The following is a 16,838-nucleotide window of genomic DNA, read 5'->3' as shown; positions in this document are numbered from 1 at the left end:
TTCCTTTGAGCCGGTGAGCTACTTCACATCGGCCTTGACGAACTGCCGGAGTTCCGGCGTTTGCGGATTGGCAAAGAGCTCGGACGAGCGACCCTCTTCCCAGATCTTGCCCTTGTGCATGAAGATGGTTTGCGTCGCCACGCGGCGCGCGAAGGCCATTTCGTGGGTGACGAGGATCATGGTCATGCCGTCCTTGGCGAGGTTCTCCATCACGGTCAGCACTTCCTCGGTCAGTTCGGGATCGAGCGCCGAGGTCACTTCGTCGAACAGCATCACTTTCGGCCGCATGGCAAGCGAGCGGGCAATGGCCACGCGCTGCTGTTGGCCGCCGGACAGCTGGTCGGGATAGGAATCGAATTTCTCCGAAAGGCCGACCAGCTGCAGGACCTCGCGGGCGATATCCTTGGTTTCCGATTTCGGCACATCCTTGACGATGCGCGGCGCCAGCATGATGTTTTCGCCGACCGTCAGGTGCGGGAAAAGATTGTAGCTCTGGAACACGATGCCGACGTCGGTGCGCAGCTTGCGCAGAGCCTTGGCATCTTCGCCGATCGCATGACCGGCGATTTCTATGCGGCCGGAATTGATCTTTTCCAGCCCGTTCATGCAGCGCAGAAGCGTGCTCTTGCCCGAGCCCGAGCGGCCAATGAGGGCGAAGACTTCACCGCGGCCGACCGAAAGCGACACGCCTTTGAGGACTTCCAGAGCGCCAAAGCTCTTGTGAACGTTTTCAACGATTACTTCCGGCATGAAGCCTCCTTTCCAGCCAACGCGACAGCTGGGACAACGGGTAGCAGACGATGAAATAAAGAATGGCCACGGCGACGAAGACGCGGAACGGCTGGAACGTGGCATTGTTGATGAGCTGCCCTGCTCTTGCCAGTTCGACGAAACCGATGATCGATGCGATGGACGTATTCTTGACGACCTGAACGGCAAAACCCACGGTCGGCGGCAGGGAAATCCGCATCGCCTGCGGCAGGATGACGTAGCCATATTGCTGGGCGCGGGTGAGAGCGAGTGATTCCGACGCTTCCCATTGCTGCTTCGGCACCGCCTGAATGCAGCCGCGCCAGATTTCGGCGAGATAACCTGACGTATAGATGGTCATCGACGCGCCGGCGGCAAAAAGCGGCGGCAGTTCCAGCCCGGCAAGGCTGAGGCCGTAATAGGACAGGAACAGGATCATCAGCACCGGAATCCCCTGAATGACCTGGATATAGGTGCCGGCGGCAATGCGCAGCAGCTTGCTGTCCGAGGTGCGGGCAAGAGCGATAAAGAAGCCGACGATGCCGCCGCCGATCAGCGCAATGATCGTCAGAAGCACGGTCCATTGCAGGGCGGTCAAAAGGAAGCCGAATTCGTTCCAGCCGAAAGTTCTAAGGGTCATGACTGCACCTCCGGCAAAGCGGTTATCGTCTTGCGGGCGACACGACGGCCAAACAGCCACATGCCGACAAGGGCAAGGATGAGCCGCAACGAAAGCGCCAGCGCCAGATAGATGAGCGTGACGACGATATAGACCTCGAAGGAGCGATAGGTTTGCGATTCCACGAAGGCTGCGGCCGCCGCAAGCTCATGGGTGGAAATGGCCGAACATATGCTCGATGCCAGCATCATCAGCACGAACTGGCTGCAGAGCGACGGATAGACCTTGGCGATGGCAGGCACGATGATGACGTGGCGATAGATCTGGTACTTGGTGAAGCCCAGCGCCTCGCCCGCCTCGATCTGCGACTTGTGCACCGCCTCGATGCCGGCGCGGATGATTTCCGTCGAATAGGCCGCGAGATTGATCGTCATGCCGATCAGCGCCGCGGTATCCGCCCCGACGCGAAAGCCCAGGCCCGGAAGGCCAAAATAGACGATGAACAGTTGCACGAGAAACGGCGTATTGCGGATCACCTCGACATAAGCGTCCACGATGATGCGGACGATGCCGCCATTGATGGAGCGAAGCGAAGCGAGAAGAATGCCGAAAGCGCAGCCGAGCACGATGGAGAGGACCGACAGTTTGATCGTCAGCCATATGCCGTTCAGAATCTCATTCTGATATTGGGCGAGTGCGCCGAATTGGAATGTGTAGGACATGCGTCACTCCGTTGACATTTCCCGGCCCGCCGGAAGCCTTCCCGGCGGGCGCGTTGAAAGGCTCAATCAGAAGCTTGGCAATTGCGGCAGCGGACGGCCGGTCCACTTGACCGAGATGCGGTCGAGATCGCCGGACATCTTCATGAGATAGATGGAGGTGTTCAGCCACTGGCGCAGCTCGAAATCCTCGAGCTTCGTCGCCATGGAGTTGCCCTGCTGGAAGAAGGTGAACCCAACCTGCAGACCGGCTTCCGGACGCTGTTTGATGATCGCCTCGCCGACTGTGGAGGGCAGTGCCACGGCATCGACCTGACCTGCAAGCAGTGCCTGGGCGCTGGTGGAATCGTCCTCGTAGACAACGATTTCCAGACCTTCGATATTGGCCTTGCGCAGCGCGGTTTCCTGCGAGGAACCGCGATTGACCGAAACGCGCTTGCCCTTGAGGCTGTCGAGATTTTCGAACTTCTGGTCCTTGCCGGAGATGATATCCATGTTGAAGGCGCTGTAAGGCTGCGTGAACATCACGGTCTTGGCGCGTTCGCCGGTCGGGGCGAGCGTCGCGACAAGGAAGTCGACCTTGCCGGTCTGAAGCGCGGGAATACGCGCCGGCGGCGTCAACGGCACCAGTTCGACCGGCAGAGACAGGTAGGAACCGATGAGATTGGCGACATCGACGTCATAACCGGAAGGATTGCCCTTCTCATCCACCATGCCCATGGGCGGTGCACCGGTCAGAACGCCGATCTTGACCTTGCCGCGCGCCGTGATCTCGCTAAGCGAGACAGCATGAGCGGATGTGCTGGCGGCAAGTGCCGCTGCGGCAACACCGACGGCAACGGTAATGTTTTTCAAAAATCTGGATATGCTCATGGTCTCTCCTCCAACCTTTTAAGCGGCTGCCCCACGCGGAACAGCGATCTTGCGCAAAGCGAAAAATGTTCTCGATAACATTTTACCGCGATTGACAAAAACTCCTCCCAAGAAAGAACGAAAGCTCGAAACGACGACATTTTTCGTTCTGTTTCAGCATTTTATCGGGGCGATCGATTTTCCTCTTGTCGACACTCTCTCTCGTTCTTGGCAGGATCAATAATGCATGTTATCGGTATCATTGCAAGTCTGATCTGCGGCCCTGTTGCATTGGACAGTCATTCGGGAGGAAAACCATGTATACACGCTCGGCAATTTTCGAAGGCAAGATCCACCCCGGCCGGGAGGAGGAGTTCTTCCGCATCGTCGAGGAAAAATTGCTGCCAGTCTGGAAACGTATGCCGAATGCACAGGCGGTGCGGGTGATGCGCACCGAGCGCACGGACCCGGACGCCGCGTCGATCATCATGGTGCAGGAAATCGACTATCCGTCGATGGAAGCAGTGGAGGAAGCGCTGGTTTCCCCCGTCCGGCTGGAAGGCCGGGCGCTGACGGATGAGATGATGAGCATGTGCGACGGGCGTTTTTATCATCTGGTCTATAGCCGCGTCGCATAAATCCGGTGCACGCCGCATTGATATCAAATCATACGGCGTGCTTTCCCTTGATATCTTCGTGTATGTCTTGTCCTGAACCGGTTCGAATTTCGGGAGACATGCTTTGGTGGAGCGCACGCCCTTGGCCGCAGCGTTAGTCACGTCAAAAAAAGCTACCATGAGCGACGTCTCGAAACTTGCGGGCGTCTCCAAGATGACCGTTTCGCGGGTGTTGGCCGATCCTGCCCTGGTGTCTGAAGAGACGCGCCAAAAAGTGATGAAGGCCATCGAGAAGCTTGGCTATGTGCCGGATCGAATCGCCGGTTCGCTCTCTTCCCGGCGCACTAATTTCATCACCGCTATCCTGCCAACACTCACCAACTCCAACTTCGCCGACAGCGCGCAGGGGATGGCCAAAGCGCTGCGCGCGGCCGATTATCAGTTGCTGATCGGTTATACGATGTATGACCTGCAGGAGGAGGAGCGCGTCATCCGCACCATGATGGAGCGCCGCCCTGATGCTATCGTCGTCGCCGGCACGGTGCACACCAAGATGGCGAGCGAAGTGTTGATGCGCGCCGGTATCCCGATCGTTGAAATCTGGGACGTGCCCGAACATCCGATCGACCACGCGGTCGGTTTTTCCAATTACGAAGTGGGAAGAACCGCCGCCAAACATCTGATATCGCTCGGCTTCAAGAGAATCGGCGCGCTCGGCTCCAGGGCCGATGGTGATGTGAAGGACTGGCGCGGCGAAAGCCGCTTGCTCGGTTTCGGGGCCGCCCTGCGCGAAGCCGGCATTTCCGACGATCTCATCATTCGTGAAGGCAGCGCGCCGGTCTCCTACGATCACGGGGCAAAGACGCTCGGTTCGCTGCTGACAAAGGCGCCGGATGTAGAAGGTATTTTCGCCGTCTCCGATATTTCCGCCGTTGGCGCGCTGATGGAGTGTCACCGCCGCGGCATTGCCGTGCCCGATCAGGTTTCCATTCTCGGCTTCGGAGATTTCGATATCGGCCGGCAATGTTATCCGGCGATTTCGACTATCCGGGTCGATGCGCAGATGATCGGTCGCAAGGCGGGCGAATTGCTGCTTTCGATCTTGGAGCCGGAAAAGGATGCTGCTGTTCCCGAAGGGGCACGAGTGGATGTCGGCTTCGAGCTGATCGTGCGGGAGACGACAAAGCGGCTGGCTCAGTGAAGCTTTAGCGTTTCAGAACGAGCGGATGTCGCTTGTTTCTTCTCCCCGCCAGGGAGAAGAAATATGCGGCACCGCTGTGGCGTACTCAACATTCCGCCTGAGTGACCTTTAACGCCCTTACCTCGCACCCCAGGTATCCGTCAGCCGATACCCCTCCGGCCATGGATCCGACGGATCGAGCATGTGCTGGTGTATTCCGGTGATCCAGCCTCGGCCGGAGATTTCCGGCAGGATGGCCGAGCGGTCGCCGACTGTTGTGGTTCCGAGGATACGGCCCGTGAAGGTCGAGCCGATCAGCGACTCCGCCGTCAGCGTTTCGCCTTCCTTCATTTCGCCGCGTGCATGCAACACCGCCATGCGGGCCGAAAGCGCTGTACCGGTCGGCGAGCGGTCCACCTTGCCCGGCTGGATGGCAACGGCCGCCCCTGCCCGCAGGCCCTCGGCTGTGCGTTCTACCTTGCCAGCGAAGAGGCAGAAGGAAAAATGTTTCCAGTCGGGGTTTTCGGGATGGTCGAAATCCAGAGCCTTGTTGGCGGCATTGGTGATGCGCACACCGAGGCGGGCGATCTCATGCGCCTCTTCCGGCTTCAGGCTGAAGCCCATCGCCTCGGCATCGACAATGACGAAACTATCACCGCCATAGGCGGTATCCACTTTCAACTTACCGAGACCTTCGACCTCAAGTTCCGCATCGAGCTTCGCGGCAAAGCTCGGTAGGTTCTGCACGAAAATGCGTTCGGCCTTGCCGTTACGGCATTCCGCGCGCACCTTCACCAGCCCACCCGGTGCTTCCAGCAGCATATGGGTTTCCGGCTCCTGCATCGGCACGATGCCGCCATCCAGCAGCACGGTGGACACGCAGATTGAGTTAGAGCCGGACATGGGCGGCGTATCTTCCGGCTCCATGATGATGAAGGCGGCATCCGCATCGGGATGTTTCGGCGGCACCAGCAGATTGACGTGGCGGAAGACGCCGCCGCGCGGCTCATTCAGCACGAAATTGCGCAGGGTTTCATCACGGGCGATGAAGCGGCTCTGTTCCCAGATCGTCTCACCCGGCGGCGGCTTCACCCCGCCAACTATCACATCTCCCACTTCACCTTCCGCATGGGCGGAGATGACATGAACGGTCTTGATACTGCGCATTAATTTCTCCTCAGGAAAGCCAGGAAGGAAGACGGGAAACGGCTTGGCCGGTCAGCGCGCTGTCGACACAATCGGCAAGGCTGCCGAAACGCACCGCGCGGCCGCTTAGACCAGGGCCGTAATGGGCGTATTTGCCGGAATTGGTCATGAGCGCACGGGTCTTCGTCGGAAAAACCGGCTCGGAAATCGAGCACCAGCAAAGGTCAGGCAGCACCTGCACGCCACTATCTTTCAGACGTTGCAGTGTGCCATCCTGTTTGGCCGCATCGATAATCTGCTGGCCGGCAGTCACGATGACGGCGACATCCGCATGGCGGTTGCGGCCGTTGAACGCGGCGGCAAGGGCGCGGCACTCTTCCAACGAGGCATGAGGGCTACCGATGGCAACGAGTTGCACCTCTTCCGGCCCCTCGTTCAGAAGCGACCACCCAGCGGCCATATCGGCGAGCGAAATGGTTACGGTGTCGGCGGTTTCGAGCGGCGCAAGCTCCGCCTCCGGCGTCACCCCCTCGATATGCAGCATGGGCGAGGCGGAGGTGGTGCCGAAAGCGGCGCAAAGCGCTTTCAGATCATCCCGCGAGGGCATTGCGGAACCGAGGCCGCGCAGCAGCGGAATGCAATCCGGCGCGGCCTTGCCGGCGAGATAGCCGACGAGCGGCCAGAAGGCGTCATCGATGCCAGCTGGCAACGCCACATCGATGATACGCTGCGGGCGGCGGTTTTCTTCGAGATACACCCCAGAAAGCGGCGCCCTGCCCGTCATCGCAATGCAGAGATCGAGAAAATCCGGGTGCTTTGCGGTGCGGGCACCGAGCACCGTATTGGCGAAAATCACCGCATTCGATTCGGCCCAGCCAATCGATTCGCCGGCGCCTGGAGCGCTATCCAGCAGGTAAGGCGAACACGTGAAGGTGGGACGACAGCCCATGCGCACATAGGCATCCGCCAGCCTTGCGGCCGGATCGCCGAATTCCTCCGGCACGCCTTGCGCCCGCCAATGCGCCTTGTCCACCGAAATGGCGTTCATGGTCGTCGCCACCCGCACCTTGCCGCCCATGTCAGCCATTTTTTCCGCAAAGGTTAGGTTGGCGGGACTGGCATAGATACAGCCATCGATATGGCCCTGCGTTACATTCACAAGCGCCGATGCGCCCTGCTGTGCGGCCATGGCGACGATGATGCGCATGGCCTGCCGTACAGCGATACCATCGCGACCATCAAGCATTGCCCCATCGTCCTCCTCAAGGTCGAGATGGGCCGTGGCCGGCGGCGCGATGGTAAGCGAGATACCGTCGGCCTCAATGGTGTTCTCGTTGATGCTGACATGCGCGGCACGCGAGAAGCGGTCGAAATTATCCGCATCAAGACGCACGACCGGCAAAGCCTTTTCGAACATTTCCGCCGCCACAAGCGCGCCGAGCGTCAGAACATCTTCAGCCTCACAGAAAACCAGCGCCGAGGGCGCACGGCCGGTGAGGATAAGATCAAGCAGAACGCCCGAACCTGTGCATGAGCCGCGGCTGGTCGGCATGAACAGCACGCCGCCGGTGAGACAGACGCCATGCAACGGGTGGTGAACGTCGATCACCTTGCCGGTAGCAGGATCGACCCCACCCCAGAAACTCAGCGCCTCGCTCGTAGCGATGACCGCGCCCTCGGCAACGCCCGTCAGAATGGCGTTTGCCTTAAGCGCGATGGTTGGCGAAACGGTAGAAGACATCGAAAATCCCCCTCATGTATTTCCGTCAAACCGTTTCATTGTTCTGCACCTGGAAATACCAAACAAAAGCGCCAAAGAATTTGTCCGTTGGTGGCTAGCCAAAACTCTCTAGAAACGTTGCGGCGAAAATGCCCCTGTATCGATCGCGGGTTTTTGGCCCGTCAGAAGATCGGCGACGATGCGGGCGGTGCCGGCGGATTGCGTCAGCCCCAGATGGCCATGACCAAAGGCATAAATCACCCTCGCCGTGTGCGCTGCTTCACCTATCGCCGGCAGGCTGTCCGGCAACGAGGGGCGAAAGCCCATCCACTGCTTGCCGCCTTCCGTTTTCAAGCCCGGCAGAAAAGCCTTCGCCTTGGTCAAAAGCGCCTCGGACCGGGCGAAATTGGCCGGAAGCTCCAGTCCGCCGAGTTCCACCGCACCGCCAACGCGAATGCCGGAGGATAGACGAGTAACGACGAAACCATGGCCACCGAAGGTGACCTGCGTGCGCAGGTCGAAAGCGCCGGACGGCAGGGTGGTATTATATCCCCTTTCCGTTTCCAGCGGAATTTTTTCCCCGAGCGAACGGGCGATGCGGTGCGAGAAAGCCCCCGCCGCCAGCACCACCTTGCCTGCCCTGCGCGTGCGGCCATCATGGCTCAACACCTCGACGCCATCGTCCAGGGGTCGGAGCGAGGCGACATCAAGGCATTCGATACGGCCGCCAATGGTGCGGAAGTGGTCGGCCAGCGCCAGCGTATAAAGCTTGGGATCGGCGATGGAATACCAGCCGGGCGTAAAGGTGCCGCAGGAAAAACGCGGCGCGATGCCGGGCTGTATCTCGGCCATCTGTTCGGCGTTCAGATGCCGGAACTCGATGCCATGGCGTTCGCGCGCCTTCCAGCCGGGAAGCGAGGCTTCGAATTCGGCCTCGCTTTCATAGACCTGAAGGTTCCCCTCCTTGCGCAGCATCGCAATCGTGTCCGTCTTTTTGAGGAACGGCTCCAGCTCTGCCTTGGAAAGGTCCATCAGCGCCGTCTGGGCGACGGTGGAATGTTCGACTTTCGATGCCGCACAGGCCCGCCAGAACCGGAGCATCCACGGCGTAATCTTCAACGCGTAAGAAGGTGGGACGCTGAGCGGACCCAGCGGATCGAGCAGCCATTTTGGTGCTTTCCACAGGATGCCCGGCGATGCGAGCGGCAAAATATCGGTAAAGGCAAATGCGCCTGCATTACCAGCCGAAGCGCCTGCGGCCGGTCCTTCGCGGTCGATAACGGTAACCGAAAGACCGCGGCCCTGCGCCGCGATTGCCGCCGAGAGGCCGACAACGCCGGCCCCGATGACGATGACATCATTTGCAGGCATTACCGAACGCTCGCCAGGAACTTCTGCGTCTCAGGATGCTGCGGCGCGCCGAAGAGCTGATCCGGCGTGCCGATTTCCGCCATCACGCCCTGATGGAAGAAGGCCACGCGGTTCGAGACATCACGAGCGAAGGCCATTTCGTGCGTGACGCAGATCATCGTCATGCCCTCATCCGCCAGCATCTTCAGCGTATCGAGCACCTCGCCCACCAGCATCGGATCGAGCGCGGAGGTGACTTCGTCGAACAGCATGTATTCTGGCGACATGGCGAGCGCGCGGGCAATCGCCATGCGCTGCTGCTGGCCGCCGGACATGCGGTTCGGGTAGACCTTCAGCTTTTCGGCAAGGCCGACATGGGTCAACTGTTTGACTGCGATTTCCTCGGCCTTTTCTTTGGAAATCCCGAGCACCTTGCGCGGCGCCAGCATGACGTTTTCAAGCACCGTCAGATGCGGAAAGGCGTTCCACTGCTGGAAGACGATGCCGACCTTGCGGCGCAGTTTGTTGAGGTCGGTCGACTTGGCGTGGACCTCGGTGCCGTCGATGACGATCTTGCCGCTGTCGATCGGCTCAAGGCCGTTGATGCAGGTAAGCAGCGTCGACTTGCCGGAACCGGAGCCGCCGATGATGGTGACCACCTCGCCCTTGTTGACGGTGAGGTTGATCCCTTTCAGAACCTCCAGCGGGCCGAAGGATTTGCGGACGTTTTCGATCTCAATCATTGGGGGACCACCGTCTTTCGAGATACCCGCCGAAACGGGCGATGGGGAAGCTGATAAGGAAGTAGATGGCGCCGCAGATCATCAGGATGGTCAGCGGTTCCTGCAGGCGGGTGACAAGGATCTGCGAGGCGCGCAGAAGCTCGATGAGACCGAGCCACAAAACAAGCGCGGAATCCTTCATCACGCCAAGCGTGAGGCCTATCCATGCCGGCAAGGATACTCGGGTAGCAAGCGGCAGGACGATGAAGCGCATGTCCTGTGACCAGGTCATGCCGAGCGACCGGCAGGCCCGGCGGGTGTTCGACGGCACCGCTTCGATGCCGCCACGCACGATTTCCGTGCAATAGGCCGCGGTATAGAGCGACAGAACCACGCAGGAAGTCGTGAAGGGTGGCCAGCCGAGCTTGGCGATCGACTGGAAGGCATTGCCGAGAACCAGCTGGATGAGCAATGGTACGGAACGGAAAATATCCAGAACGAAAGTCAGCGGCAGCGACCAATAGGGTCCGAACTGGAAACGGATGATGCCGAAGATGATCCCCATGATGGTGCCTGCCGAAACGGCAACGGCGGTGACGGCAAGCGTCATGCCGGCACCCTTGGCCAGGAAGACGAGATCACTCCAGGTGAGAGCGGTTTCAAACATGGCTCACCTCTCTCAGTAGCGGAACAGACGCGCGGCCAGCAATCGGGCGGCGAGCGTGACGATCTTGGCGATCACATAATAGATGACCGCGGCAAGCGCGAAGAACTCGAAGGTACGGAACGAGCGGGCGTTTAAGGCCTGCGTGACACCGGCGAGATCGGTGTTCATTCCAACCGTAACCCCGAGCGAGGTCATGAGGATCGCCCAGACCATCTGGTTTGTGGCAGGCAGAAAAGCAACGCGCAGCATCTGAGGCATAATGATGAGACGGAACGTCTGCATCGACGTCATGCCCAGCGAGCGGCCTGACCGCGTCTGCGTATCCGGAATGGCTTTCAGCGCACCGCGGAAATTCTCTGCGAGATAACCGGCATTGTTGAAGGCGATGCCGACGAGAAGGGCGGTATAGGGGCTGAGGTGAATGCCGAAATTGCCAAGGCCGAAATGCGCCATGTAGATCTGGAACAAGGCCGGCGTGTTGCGCGCGACTTCTACCCAGACAGCAGCGAAAGCACCCAGGATCCGGTTGCCGGAAAGCCGAAACAGCGTCAGCACAATGGCGCATGCGAGGCCGATAACCATCGACAATATGGCGATCTGGAGCGTCACCACCGCACCGTCCAGAAGCTGTGGCAAAGCCTTCAGCGCCTGATTCCAGTGGAATGTATAGTTGAACATGAAGGTCCCGCCTCCTCAGAAACGATCAACGGCGCGATCATTTCGACCGCGCCGTTTACGAAAAGTCCTGATTAGCGATAAACGCCGTTGACGGTGAGTGAAGGCACTTCGCCGCCAACCCACTTTTTGTAGAGTTCGGCGTAACGCCCTGTGCGGACCTGCTGATTGATGAAGAGGTTCAGATAATTGATGAAGCCGTATTCATCACGGTTGGTGAAGAGCGCGACATAGTCAATGTCGTATGGCGCCTTGCCGACAACGGAAATGCCTGCGAACTTGCCGCTCTTGACGTTCGACTGAGCAACCGTCGAGGTCGAAACGGTCGCGTCGATCTGGCCCTGGCTGAGAGCAAGGAAAACGTCAGCCTGAGTCTGGTACGGGCGGAATTCGCCGACTCCCCATTCCTTGACGGTCTTTTCAAGCGCGATCGCCTCGAAGGTGCCGGCAGTCGCACCAACCGTCTTGCCCTTCATGTCCTCGAACGACTTGACGCCCGACTTGTCGTTAGCAGTCACGGCCATTTCGAAAGCGAAATAAGGCACGGTCATGCCGACCGTTTTCGCGCGTTCCAGCGTATCGGAGGTCGAGGCAACGCCGACATCAACGCGGCCGGACATCAGTGCCGGAATACGCTCGGGGAACGGGGTCTCAACGATCTCAGCGGTGACGCCGAGCGCCTTGGCGAGATCGTTGCAATAGTCAACGTCAAAACCGATCGGGTTGTTGGCGTCGTCACGCGCGCCCATGGGCGGGAAGTCAAGGACGACGGCGCAGCGCAGCGTGCCGGACGAAATAATGTCGTCGAGCTTGTCGGCCTTGGCCGGGGTGATTGCGGAAGTGGCGGCCAACAGGCCGGCGAAAATGGCCGATTTTTTCATTTTTGATTTGCTCCCAGAATTGGTCTGCCCTTGAGGGCCAGGCCACTATTTCCCCACCCAAGCGAGAAATCAATATAAAAATACAAGGAGTATACAAAAAGAATTTTTGCACGTGCGAAATTGGAGGAGGCACCCGTTAGACTGGGTAGGAAAACCGCTTTGGAATCAATTGGGCAGGAGGGACAGCTCGACGCTGCCTCAAAGTGATGCTTTGCGCCGGCACTCACCCGATGCGCATTTGAATCTTTCGCGCCGATCAGCAGGTAGGGATTTGTTTGACTGGTCTAGATCTGCGAAAGCATTGGTAAATGGCTCGATTTTCGCCTCCTTATGCCTAAAGGAGCCGCGCGCTCTCGGAAGGATGAATAAAATGAACCGTTGCATTACGTCGCCCTTTGTATACTTTATGTATTCAAATTGTGCGATCCTGTTGGAGGACTATGATGAGCGACACGACCACCTTGACCGTTGAGGCACTCTTTCAGCGGGTCGAGTCGATTTTCCTGAGGGCCGGTCTCAATGATGTGCAGTCCGCTGCATTGGCGCGCGTCATCACAGCAGGTGAGCGAGATGCCTGCAAATCTCATGGAGTTTACCGTATCGAGGGCGCGTTGCGGACCGTTAAGTCCGGCAAGGTCAAGCCGGATGCAATACCGCAAGTCGCGGAGGACGATGGAACGGCAATTGTTAAGGTCAGTGCCAATGGCGGCTTCGCCAACCCCGCTTTCGAGCTTGGCCTGCCGGTTCTGGTGGAGCGCACGAAACGCCTCGGCGTCGCAGCGCTTGTCATCAATGACTGCACGCACTTTTCGGCACTCTGGCCCGAAGTTGAAGGGCTGACAGAAAACGGGCTCGCCGGGCTGGTGATGTGCCCGAGCTACGCCACCGTCGCACCCACGGGCGGTAGCAAACCCTTGCTCGGTACAAATCCCTTCGCTTTCGGCTGGCCGCGCAAGAACACCTCACCTTACGTCTTCGATTTCGCGACGTCGGTCGCTGCCCGTGGCGAGATTGAACTACACCGCCGCGCCGGTAAGGCCCTGCCAGAGGGTTGGGCCGTGGACTCCAATGGAAATCCCACCACAGATCCTGAAGCAGCCCTTGCCGGCGCCATGCTTCCTTTTGGCGGCCACAAGGGATCAGCCATCGGCACCATGATAGAACTTCTCGCTGGCATCATGATCGGTGACCTGACAAGCCCAGAAGTGCTTGATTATCTTGGCACGACCACACTTGCGCCCTTCCATGGCGAGTTGATCGTCGCCTTCTCGCCGGAAGCCTTCGCCAAGGGCCGCCCCGGTGACCCATTCCAGCGCGCGGAAGTGCTGTTCGAAGCGATCGTCGGCCAGGGTGCCCGCTTGCCCTCCGGCCGTCGCTTCGCGGCGCGTGCCAAATCCGAAAACGAAGGCATCACGCTCACCGCCGCCGAAATGGCCGGCCTTGACCGACTGCTGGAGAAGGGGCTTGACGCGGTCTCCTGACATTTGGATGGGGAAATGAAAAACGGCCCGCAATTGCGGGCCTTGATAGCGACAACGTCACTCAGCGTTTTTTTTGCGACTGCATAGCATCCCCGCGCCGGCACACCTGACTAGATCCGGCTTCCAGCGCGATCAAGTCCTTGATAGCGGAAAAGTCCTTTCACGGCGCAGACGCGCCGTGGCTGGATGCCGGATCTAGTCCGGCATGACGGAGGAGAAATATCAAGGCTCATCTCATGCAAAAAAGGCCCACAGTTGCGGGCCTTTCTTTCACAGCAGCGATATCTCAGGCAGCCTTGCAGGCCTGCACTGCGCCCGGAAGCTTGCTCCAGTCAGCGTACCAGCTGTTGAACAGCTTGAACTGCGCCTCGACATAACCGCGCTGGCTGTCGGTCAAGGCATCGGTTTCGTTGAAGTGGAGCGTGTATTCCTTGTCGCCCTTCAGCACCATCATATGCTTGAAGTAGAGGACAAGATCCGGGCCTTCATCGAAGGACGATAGTACGGCGAGCGCCTGCTCCAGTTCCAGCGCGCGGGCGCGGGCATCCGCATCACCCTTGGCGGCCGCCTGCGACAGCTTGCAGAGATGAATGACTTCCTTAGGGAGCACATTGCCGATGCCGGTGATGGCGCCGGTTGCGCCGCAATTGACGAAGCCATGGAAAACGGCGGTATCGACGCCAATCATCAGGGTCACGTCGTCGTCACGGCTGGTGATGTTTTCAGCCGCATAACGCATATCGGCGGGACCGCCGAATTCCTTGAAACCGACGAGGTTCTTATGCTCGGCGCGCAACGCGAAGAAGAGATCGGCGCGGGTCGCGAAGCCGTAATAGGGGCTGTTGTAGATGACGGCCGGGATTTCCGGAGCAGCCGAGAGAATGGCTTTGAAGTGGGCCTTCTGCGCAGCGATAACAGAACCGCGCGACAGGACGCGGGGAATGACCATCAACCCCTTGGCGCCAACCTTCTGGGCGTGGGCAGCATGAGCAACGGCAGATGCCGTGTTGACCGCCCCGGTACCAACGATGACAGGAATGCCAGCCTTAACCAGACGCTCGACGCCTTCCATGCGCTGCTCGTCTGTCAGGAGCGGCCAGTCGCCCATGGAGCCGCAATAAACGACGGCGGACATTCCGTCGGCGATGAGTTCCTTGCCCTTGCGGACAAGCGCATCGAAATCAGGTGTGCGATCTGCCTTGCATGGGGTCATCAAAGCAGGGATTACGCCGGAAAAAATGCTGGCCGTCATTATTAGCTCCTAAGGCACAGGGTTCTCAGGAATGGTCGCGGCTCCGCGCCACCCTTTCGAGGAGGACATTACTATCTTGTATTTTATTTGTCGACAAGAAATCGACAGGCTATAGACTTATTTCGAGGCGCTCGTTTCGCACCAGCAGTTTCTGCACCTGGCGAACGATCTGTTCCGCGTGTTCACGCGCCAATTTTTCTGAAAGAGCGATATCGCGCGCGGCGATCGCCGCGATCATTTCCTCATGGTCATCGACGAAGCGCTTAGGCAGGCGGTCCTCGTAGGATTGATAATAGAGCCTGAGGATACGTCGCCCCTCATCCAGCAGACGCTTGAAGAGGCTGGTGAAATAGGGGTTGCGGCCGGCCTCCGCTATCGAAAGATGAAGGGCGGCGTTGGTGGAGATCATTGCCAGTGCGTCCTGCTCCTCAACGGCTATGGCAAACTCCTTGTTATGCGCGCGAATGCCAGCAAGGTCCTCCGGCCGGTGGTATTGCGCGGCCAGTTGGGTCGTGACGCGGTACATCAAGACCAAAGCGTCGAAATAGGTGTGCATGTTCAAGAAATCGATATTCGACACCATGGTCGAGCGGTTGGGCAGCGTATCGATCAGCCCCTCACCCGACAGGCGCACCAGCGCTTCACGGATGGGCGTGCGTGACATTTTGAATCGTTCGGCCAGCTGCACTTCATCGATGGGGCTTCCCGGCGGCAGAACGAGATCGAGAATCTCGTCACGCAGCAGGTCATAAACCATTTTAACCCCGGAGCCGCGCTTGCGCTCTGCAGAAGCAATAATATCCGTCATCATTAATCCCTCTTGTCGACATAAAGAGTACTATTATTTTTTTTCGTTATCAACGCGGCGTGACACTGCTGTGACTTTGAATGCCGGAATAATCGTTCAAAAACAACAAAAAGCCGTCGCGGAAATTGCCCACGACGGCTTCAGATCATTCGATTTGTGTCGCAAGCCGGTCCAGAGCGCGGATTGTGCGATAAACGAGGATACGACTTGCTACAATGCTTCGGCCAGCGATCAGTTACGCAGACCGGTCGCCACGACGGAAATTTTGAAAGCGCCGTCGAGTGTCGGATCAAAAGACGCACCCATTACGACGTCCGTTTCCTCGCTGACGGCCTCGCGAACGAGCGTCATTGCTTCATCGATTTCGTAAAGGGTGAGGTCGTTGCCACCGGAAATCGAGACCAACGCGCCGCGGGCTTCCTTCAGCGAAGGTTCGCCGAGCAGTGGATTGGCAATGGCTGCAGCCGCCGCTTCCGACGCGCGCTTCTCTCCCTTGGCCTGTGCGGTTCCCATCAGCGCGCGGCCACCGTTCTTCATAACGTAACGCACATCGGCGAAATCAAGGTTGACCAGGCCTTCGCGCAGAATGAGATCGGTGATGCAGCGCACGCCGAGCGACAGAACCTTGTCCGCGGTCTTCAAAGCATTTTCAAACGTGGTGCCGGCGTCCGCTATGCGCAGCAGGTTTTGGTTGGGAATGACGATGACGGTGTCGGCCGTATTGAGCAGGTTCGCAAAGCCATACTCGGCAGCGCGCATGCGGCGCGCGCCCTCGAAGCTGAAAGGCAGAGTAACGACGCCGACGGTGAGGATGTTCTTTGCCCTGCAGGCTTCAGCGATCACCGGAGCAGCCCCGGTACCGGTGCCGCCGCCCATGCCGGCGGTGATAAAGCACATGTCGTAACCGCTGAGGTGGTCCATGATCTCATCGAGGGAATCGATCGCCGCCTGACGGCCGACCTCGGGATCGGCGCCCGCTCCCAGACCGCCCGTCAGTTCTGAACTGAGCTGGACGAGGCGGGGAGCGTTGGTCTTCTTCAACGCCTGCGCATCCGTATTGGCTGCAATAAAATCCACCCCGCCAATCCCTTCAGCGATCATGTTGTTGATCGCATTGCCACCGCCACCCCCGACGCCGACAACAGCGATATTGGGGGTATTGCGAGCAATGGTGGCGCGCGGAGACTGGGTCATCGTCTTGTTCTCTTTCTCAACTCATAGGGTCCGGCGCCGTAGAGATAATCGGCACCCGAATGATCGGCGGCATTGCAGCGCGTTCTTCCTGGGCGCAGGAACAACACGGTAACGCCTTGAAATTTCATGCAAGCCTTAAGGACAGATTGCGGCCAAAAGACTTGCGCACAAGCGGCGAAAGATGCGCTACGGCAACGTTCTCCCA

The 16,838-nt window shown here is 59.0% G+C and carries 17 protein-coding genes; 3 read left to right on the top strand and 14 right to left on the bottom strand.

Annotated features, from left to right (window positions below):
* Positions 1–18: 18 nt before the first annotated feature.
* From AT6N2_RS23020 to AT6N2_RS23005, 4 genes are all read right to left on the bottom strand, one after another.
* Positions 19–750: an amino acid ABC transporter ATP-binding protein gene (locus tag AT6N2_RS23020; RefSeq protein ID WP_209091607.1), complete on the bottom strand. Its 732-nt coding sequence runs from the start codon at positions 748–750 to the stop codon at positions 19–21.
* On the bottom strand, positions 731–1,390 hold the full coding sequence (locus tag AT6N2_RS23015; protein WP_209091605.1) for an amino acid ABC transporter permease: 660 nt from the start codon (positions 1,388–1,390) through the stop codon (positions 731–733). Before AT6N2_RS23015 ends, AT6N2_RS23020 begins: the two co-directional genes overlap by 20 nt.
* Positions 1,387–2,091 (bottom strand): amino acid ABC transporter permease, encoded by a 705-nt coding sequence (locus AT6N2_RS23010; RefSeq protein ID WP_063951675.1) that lies wholly within the window; start codon positions 2,089–2,091, stop codon positions 1,387–1,389. Before AT6N2_RS23010 ends, AT6N2_RS23015 begins: the two co-directional genes overlap by 4 nt.
* 66 nt (positions 2,092–2,157) lie before the next feature.
* Positions 2,158–2,961: a transporter substrate-binding domain-containing protein gene (locus tag AT6N2_RS23005; protein ID WP_209091603.1), complete on the bottom strand. Its 804-nt coding sequence runs from the start codon at positions 2,959–2,961 to the stop codon at positions 2,158–2,160.
* A gap of 296 nt (positions 2,962–3,257) precedes the next feature.
* Between AT6N2_RS23005 and AT6N2_RS23000 the strand changes: the two genes are divergently transcribed.
* Positions 3,258–3,578, top strand: coding sequence for a hypothetical protein (locus AT6N2_RS23000; RefSeq protein WP_063951673.1), 321 nt, complete (start codon positions 3,258–3,260; stop codon positions 3,576–3,578).
* A 157-nt stretch (positions 3,579–3,735) separates the two neighbouring features.
* Positions 3,736–4,758: a LacI family DNA-binding transcriptional regulator gene (locus AT6N2_RS22995; protein WP_063951672.1), complete on the top strand. Its 1,023-nt coding sequence runs from the start codon at positions 3,736–3,738 to the stop codon at positions 4,756–4,758.
* A 117-nt stretch (positions 4,759–4,875) separates the two neighbouring features.
* Here the strand turns inward: AT6N2_RS22995 and AT6N2_RS22990 are convergent, their stop codons facing one another.
* From AT6N2_RS22990 to AT6N2_RS22960, 7 genes are all read right to left on the bottom strand, one after another.
* Positions 4,876–5,904: a trans-3-hydroxy-L-proline dehydratase gene (locus AT6N2_RS22990; protein ID WP_063951671.1), complete on the bottom strand. Its 1,029-nt coding sequence runs from the start codon at positions 5,902–5,904 to the stop codon at positions 4,876–4,878.
* A gap of 10 nt (positions 5,905–5,914) precedes the next feature.
* A complete protein-coding gene (locus AT6N2_RS22985; protein WP_209091600.1) occupies positions 5,915–7,624 on the bottom strand; it encodes an aconitase X in 1,710 nt (569 codons plus the stop codon).
* Between the two features lie 108 nt (positions 7,625–7,732).
* On the bottom strand, positions 7,733–8,974 hold the full coding sequence (locus AT6N2_RS22980; protein WP_209091598.1) for an NAD(P)/FAD-dependent oxidoreductase: 1,242 nt from the start codon (positions 8,972–8,974) through the stop codon (positions 7,733–7,735).
* A complete protein-coding gene (locus tag AT6N2_RS22975; protein ID WP_004444624.1) occupies positions 8,974–9,696 on the bottom strand; it encodes an amino acid ABC transporter ATP-binding protein in 723 nt (240 codons plus the stop codon). Before AT6N2_RS22975 ends, AT6N2_RS22980 begins: the two co-directional genes overlap by 1 nt.
* Entirely contained in the window at positions 9,689–10,342 is a 654-nt protein-coding gene (locus AT6N2_RS22970; RefSeq protein WP_063951668.1) for an amino acid ABC transporter permease, read from the bottom strand. Before AT6N2_RS22970 ends, AT6N2_RS22975 begins: the two co-directional genes overlap by 8 nt.
* A 12-nt stretch (positions 10,343–10,354) precedes the next feature.
* On the bottom strand, positions 10,355–11,020 hold the full coding sequence (locus AT6N2_RS22965; protein WP_063951667.1) for an amino acid ABC transporter permease: 666 nt from the start codon (positions 11,018–11,020) through the stop codon (positions 10,355–10,357).
* Positions 11,021–11,091: 71 nt separating this feature from the next.
* Entirely contained in the window at positions 11,092–11,898 is an 807-nt protein-coding gene (locus tag AT6N2_RS22960; protein ID WP_063951666.1) for a transporter substrate-binding domain-containing protein, read from the bottom strand.
* Positions 11,899–12,341: 443 nt separating this feature from the next.
* Here AT6N2_RS22960 and AT6N2_RS22955 point away from each other — a divergent pair, with 443 nt between their 5' ends.
* Positions 12,342–13,379, top strand: a complete 1,038-nt coding sequence (locus tag AT6N2_RS22955) for an Ldh family oxidoreductase (protein WP_209091596.1) — start codon at positions 12,342–12,344, stop codon at positions 13,377–13,379.
* 286 nt (positions 13,380–13,665) lie between these two features.
* On the opposite strand, the gene AT6N2_RS22950 is transcribed toward AT6N2_RS22955, so the two are convergent.
* From AT6N2_RS22950 to ftsZ, 3 genes are all read right to left on the bottom strand, one after another.
* The gene (locus AT6N2_RS22950) at positions 13,666–14,631 is read right to left on the bottom strand and encodes a dihydrodipicolinate synthase family protein (RefSeq protein ID WP_209091595.1); all 966 of its coding nucleotides are present in this window, start codon (positions 14,629–14,631) and stop codon (positions 13,666–13,668) included.
* Positions 14,632–14,740: 109 nt separating this feature from the next.
* The gene (locus tag AT6N2_RS22945; protein WP_063951805.1) at positions 14,741–15,439 is read right to left on the bottom strand and encodes a GntR family transcriptional regulator; all 699 of its coding nucleotides are present in this window, start codon (positions 15,437–15,439) and stop codon (positions 14,741–14,743) included.
* A 231-nt stretch (positions 15,440–15,670) separates the two neighbouring features.
* Positions 15,671–16,633 (bottom strand): cell division protein FtsZ, encoded by a 963-nt coding sequence (ftsZ, locus tag AT6N2_RS22940; protein ID WP_003521714.1) that lies wholly within the window; start codon positions 16,631–16,633, stop codon positions 15,671–15,673.
* Positions 16,634–16,838: the final 205 nt, after the last annotated feature.

The sequence above is a fragment of the Agrobacterium tumefaciens genome (assembly GCF_017726655.1).
Lineage (GTDB): Bacteria > Pseudomonadota > Alphaproteobacteria > Rhizobiales > Rhizobiaceae > Agrobacterium > Agrobacterium tumefaciens_B.
The sequence above is the reverse complement of the archived record's forward strand: the minus strand, read 5'-3'. Positions and strand labels throughout refer to the sequence as shown.

Coding starts and splice junctions, on each gene's coding strand:
- AT6N2_RS23020 (WP_209091607.1), bottom strand. CDS start 750: ATGCCGGAAGTAATCGTTGAAAACGTTCACAAGAGCTTTGGCGCTCTG.
- AT6N2_RS23015 (WP_209091605.1), bottom strand. CDS start 1,390: ATGACCCTTAGAACTTTCGGCTGGAACGAATTCGGCTTCCTTTTGACC.
- AT6N2_RS23010 (WP_063951675.1), bottom strand. CDS start 2,091: ATGTCCTACACATTCCAATTCGGCGCACTCGCCCAATATCAGAATGAG.
- AT6N2_RS23005 (WP_209091603.1), bottom strand. CDS start 2,961: ATGAGCATATCCAGATTTTTGAAAAACATTACCGTTGCCGTCGGTGTT.
- AT6N2_RS23000 (WP_063951673.1), top strand. CDS start 3,258: ATGTATACACGCTCGGCAATTTTCGAAGGCAAGATCCACCCCGGCCGG.
- AT6N2_RS22995 (WP_063951672.1), top strand. CDS start 3,736: ATGAGCGACGTCTCGAAACTTGCGGGCGTCTCCAAGATGACCGTTTCG.
- AT6N2_RS22990 (WP_063951671.1), bottom strand. CDS start 5,904: ATGCGCAGTATCAAGACCGTTCATGTCATCTCCGCCCATGCGGAAGGT.
- AT6N2_RS22985 (WP_209091600.1), bottom strand. CDS start 7,624: ATGTCTTCTACCGTTTCGCCAACCATCGCGCTTAAGGCAAACGCCATT.
- AT6N2_RS22980 (WP_209091598.1), bottom strand. CDS start 8,974: ATGCCTGCAAATGATGTCATCGTCATCGGGGCCGGCGTTGTCGGCCTC.
- AT6N2_RS22975 (WP_004444624.1), bottom strand. CDS start 9,696: ATGATTGAGATCGAAAACGTCCGCAAATCCTTCGGCCCGCTGGAGGTT.
- AT6N2_RS22970 (WP_063951668.1), bottom strand. CDS start 10,342: ATGTTTGAAACCGCTCTCACCTGGAGTGATCTCGTCTTCCTGGCCAAG.
- AT6N2_RS22965 (WP_063951667.1), bottom strand. CDS start 11,020: ATGTTCAACTATACATTCCACTGGAATCAGGCGCTGAAGGCTTTGCCA.
- AT6N2_RS22960 (WP_063951666.1), bottom strand. CDS start 11,898: ATGAAAAAATCGGCCATTTTCGCCGGCCTGTTGGCCGCCACTTCCGCA.
- AT6N2_RS22955 (WP_209091596.1), top strand. CDS start 12,342: ATGAGCGACACGACCACCTTGACCGTTGAGGCACTCTTTCAGCGGGTC.
- AT6N2_RS22950 (WP_209091595.1), bottom strand. CDS start 14,631: ATGACGGCCAGCATTTTTTCCGGCGTAATCCCTGCTTTGATGACCCCA.
- AT6N2_RS22945 (WP_063951805.1), bottom strand. CDS start 15,439: ATGACGGATATTATTGCTTCTGCAGAGCGCAAGCGCGGCTCCGGGGTT.
- ftsZ (WP_003521714.1), bottom strand. CDS start 16,633: ATGACCCAGTCTCCGCGCGCCACCATTGCTCGCAATACCCCCAATATC.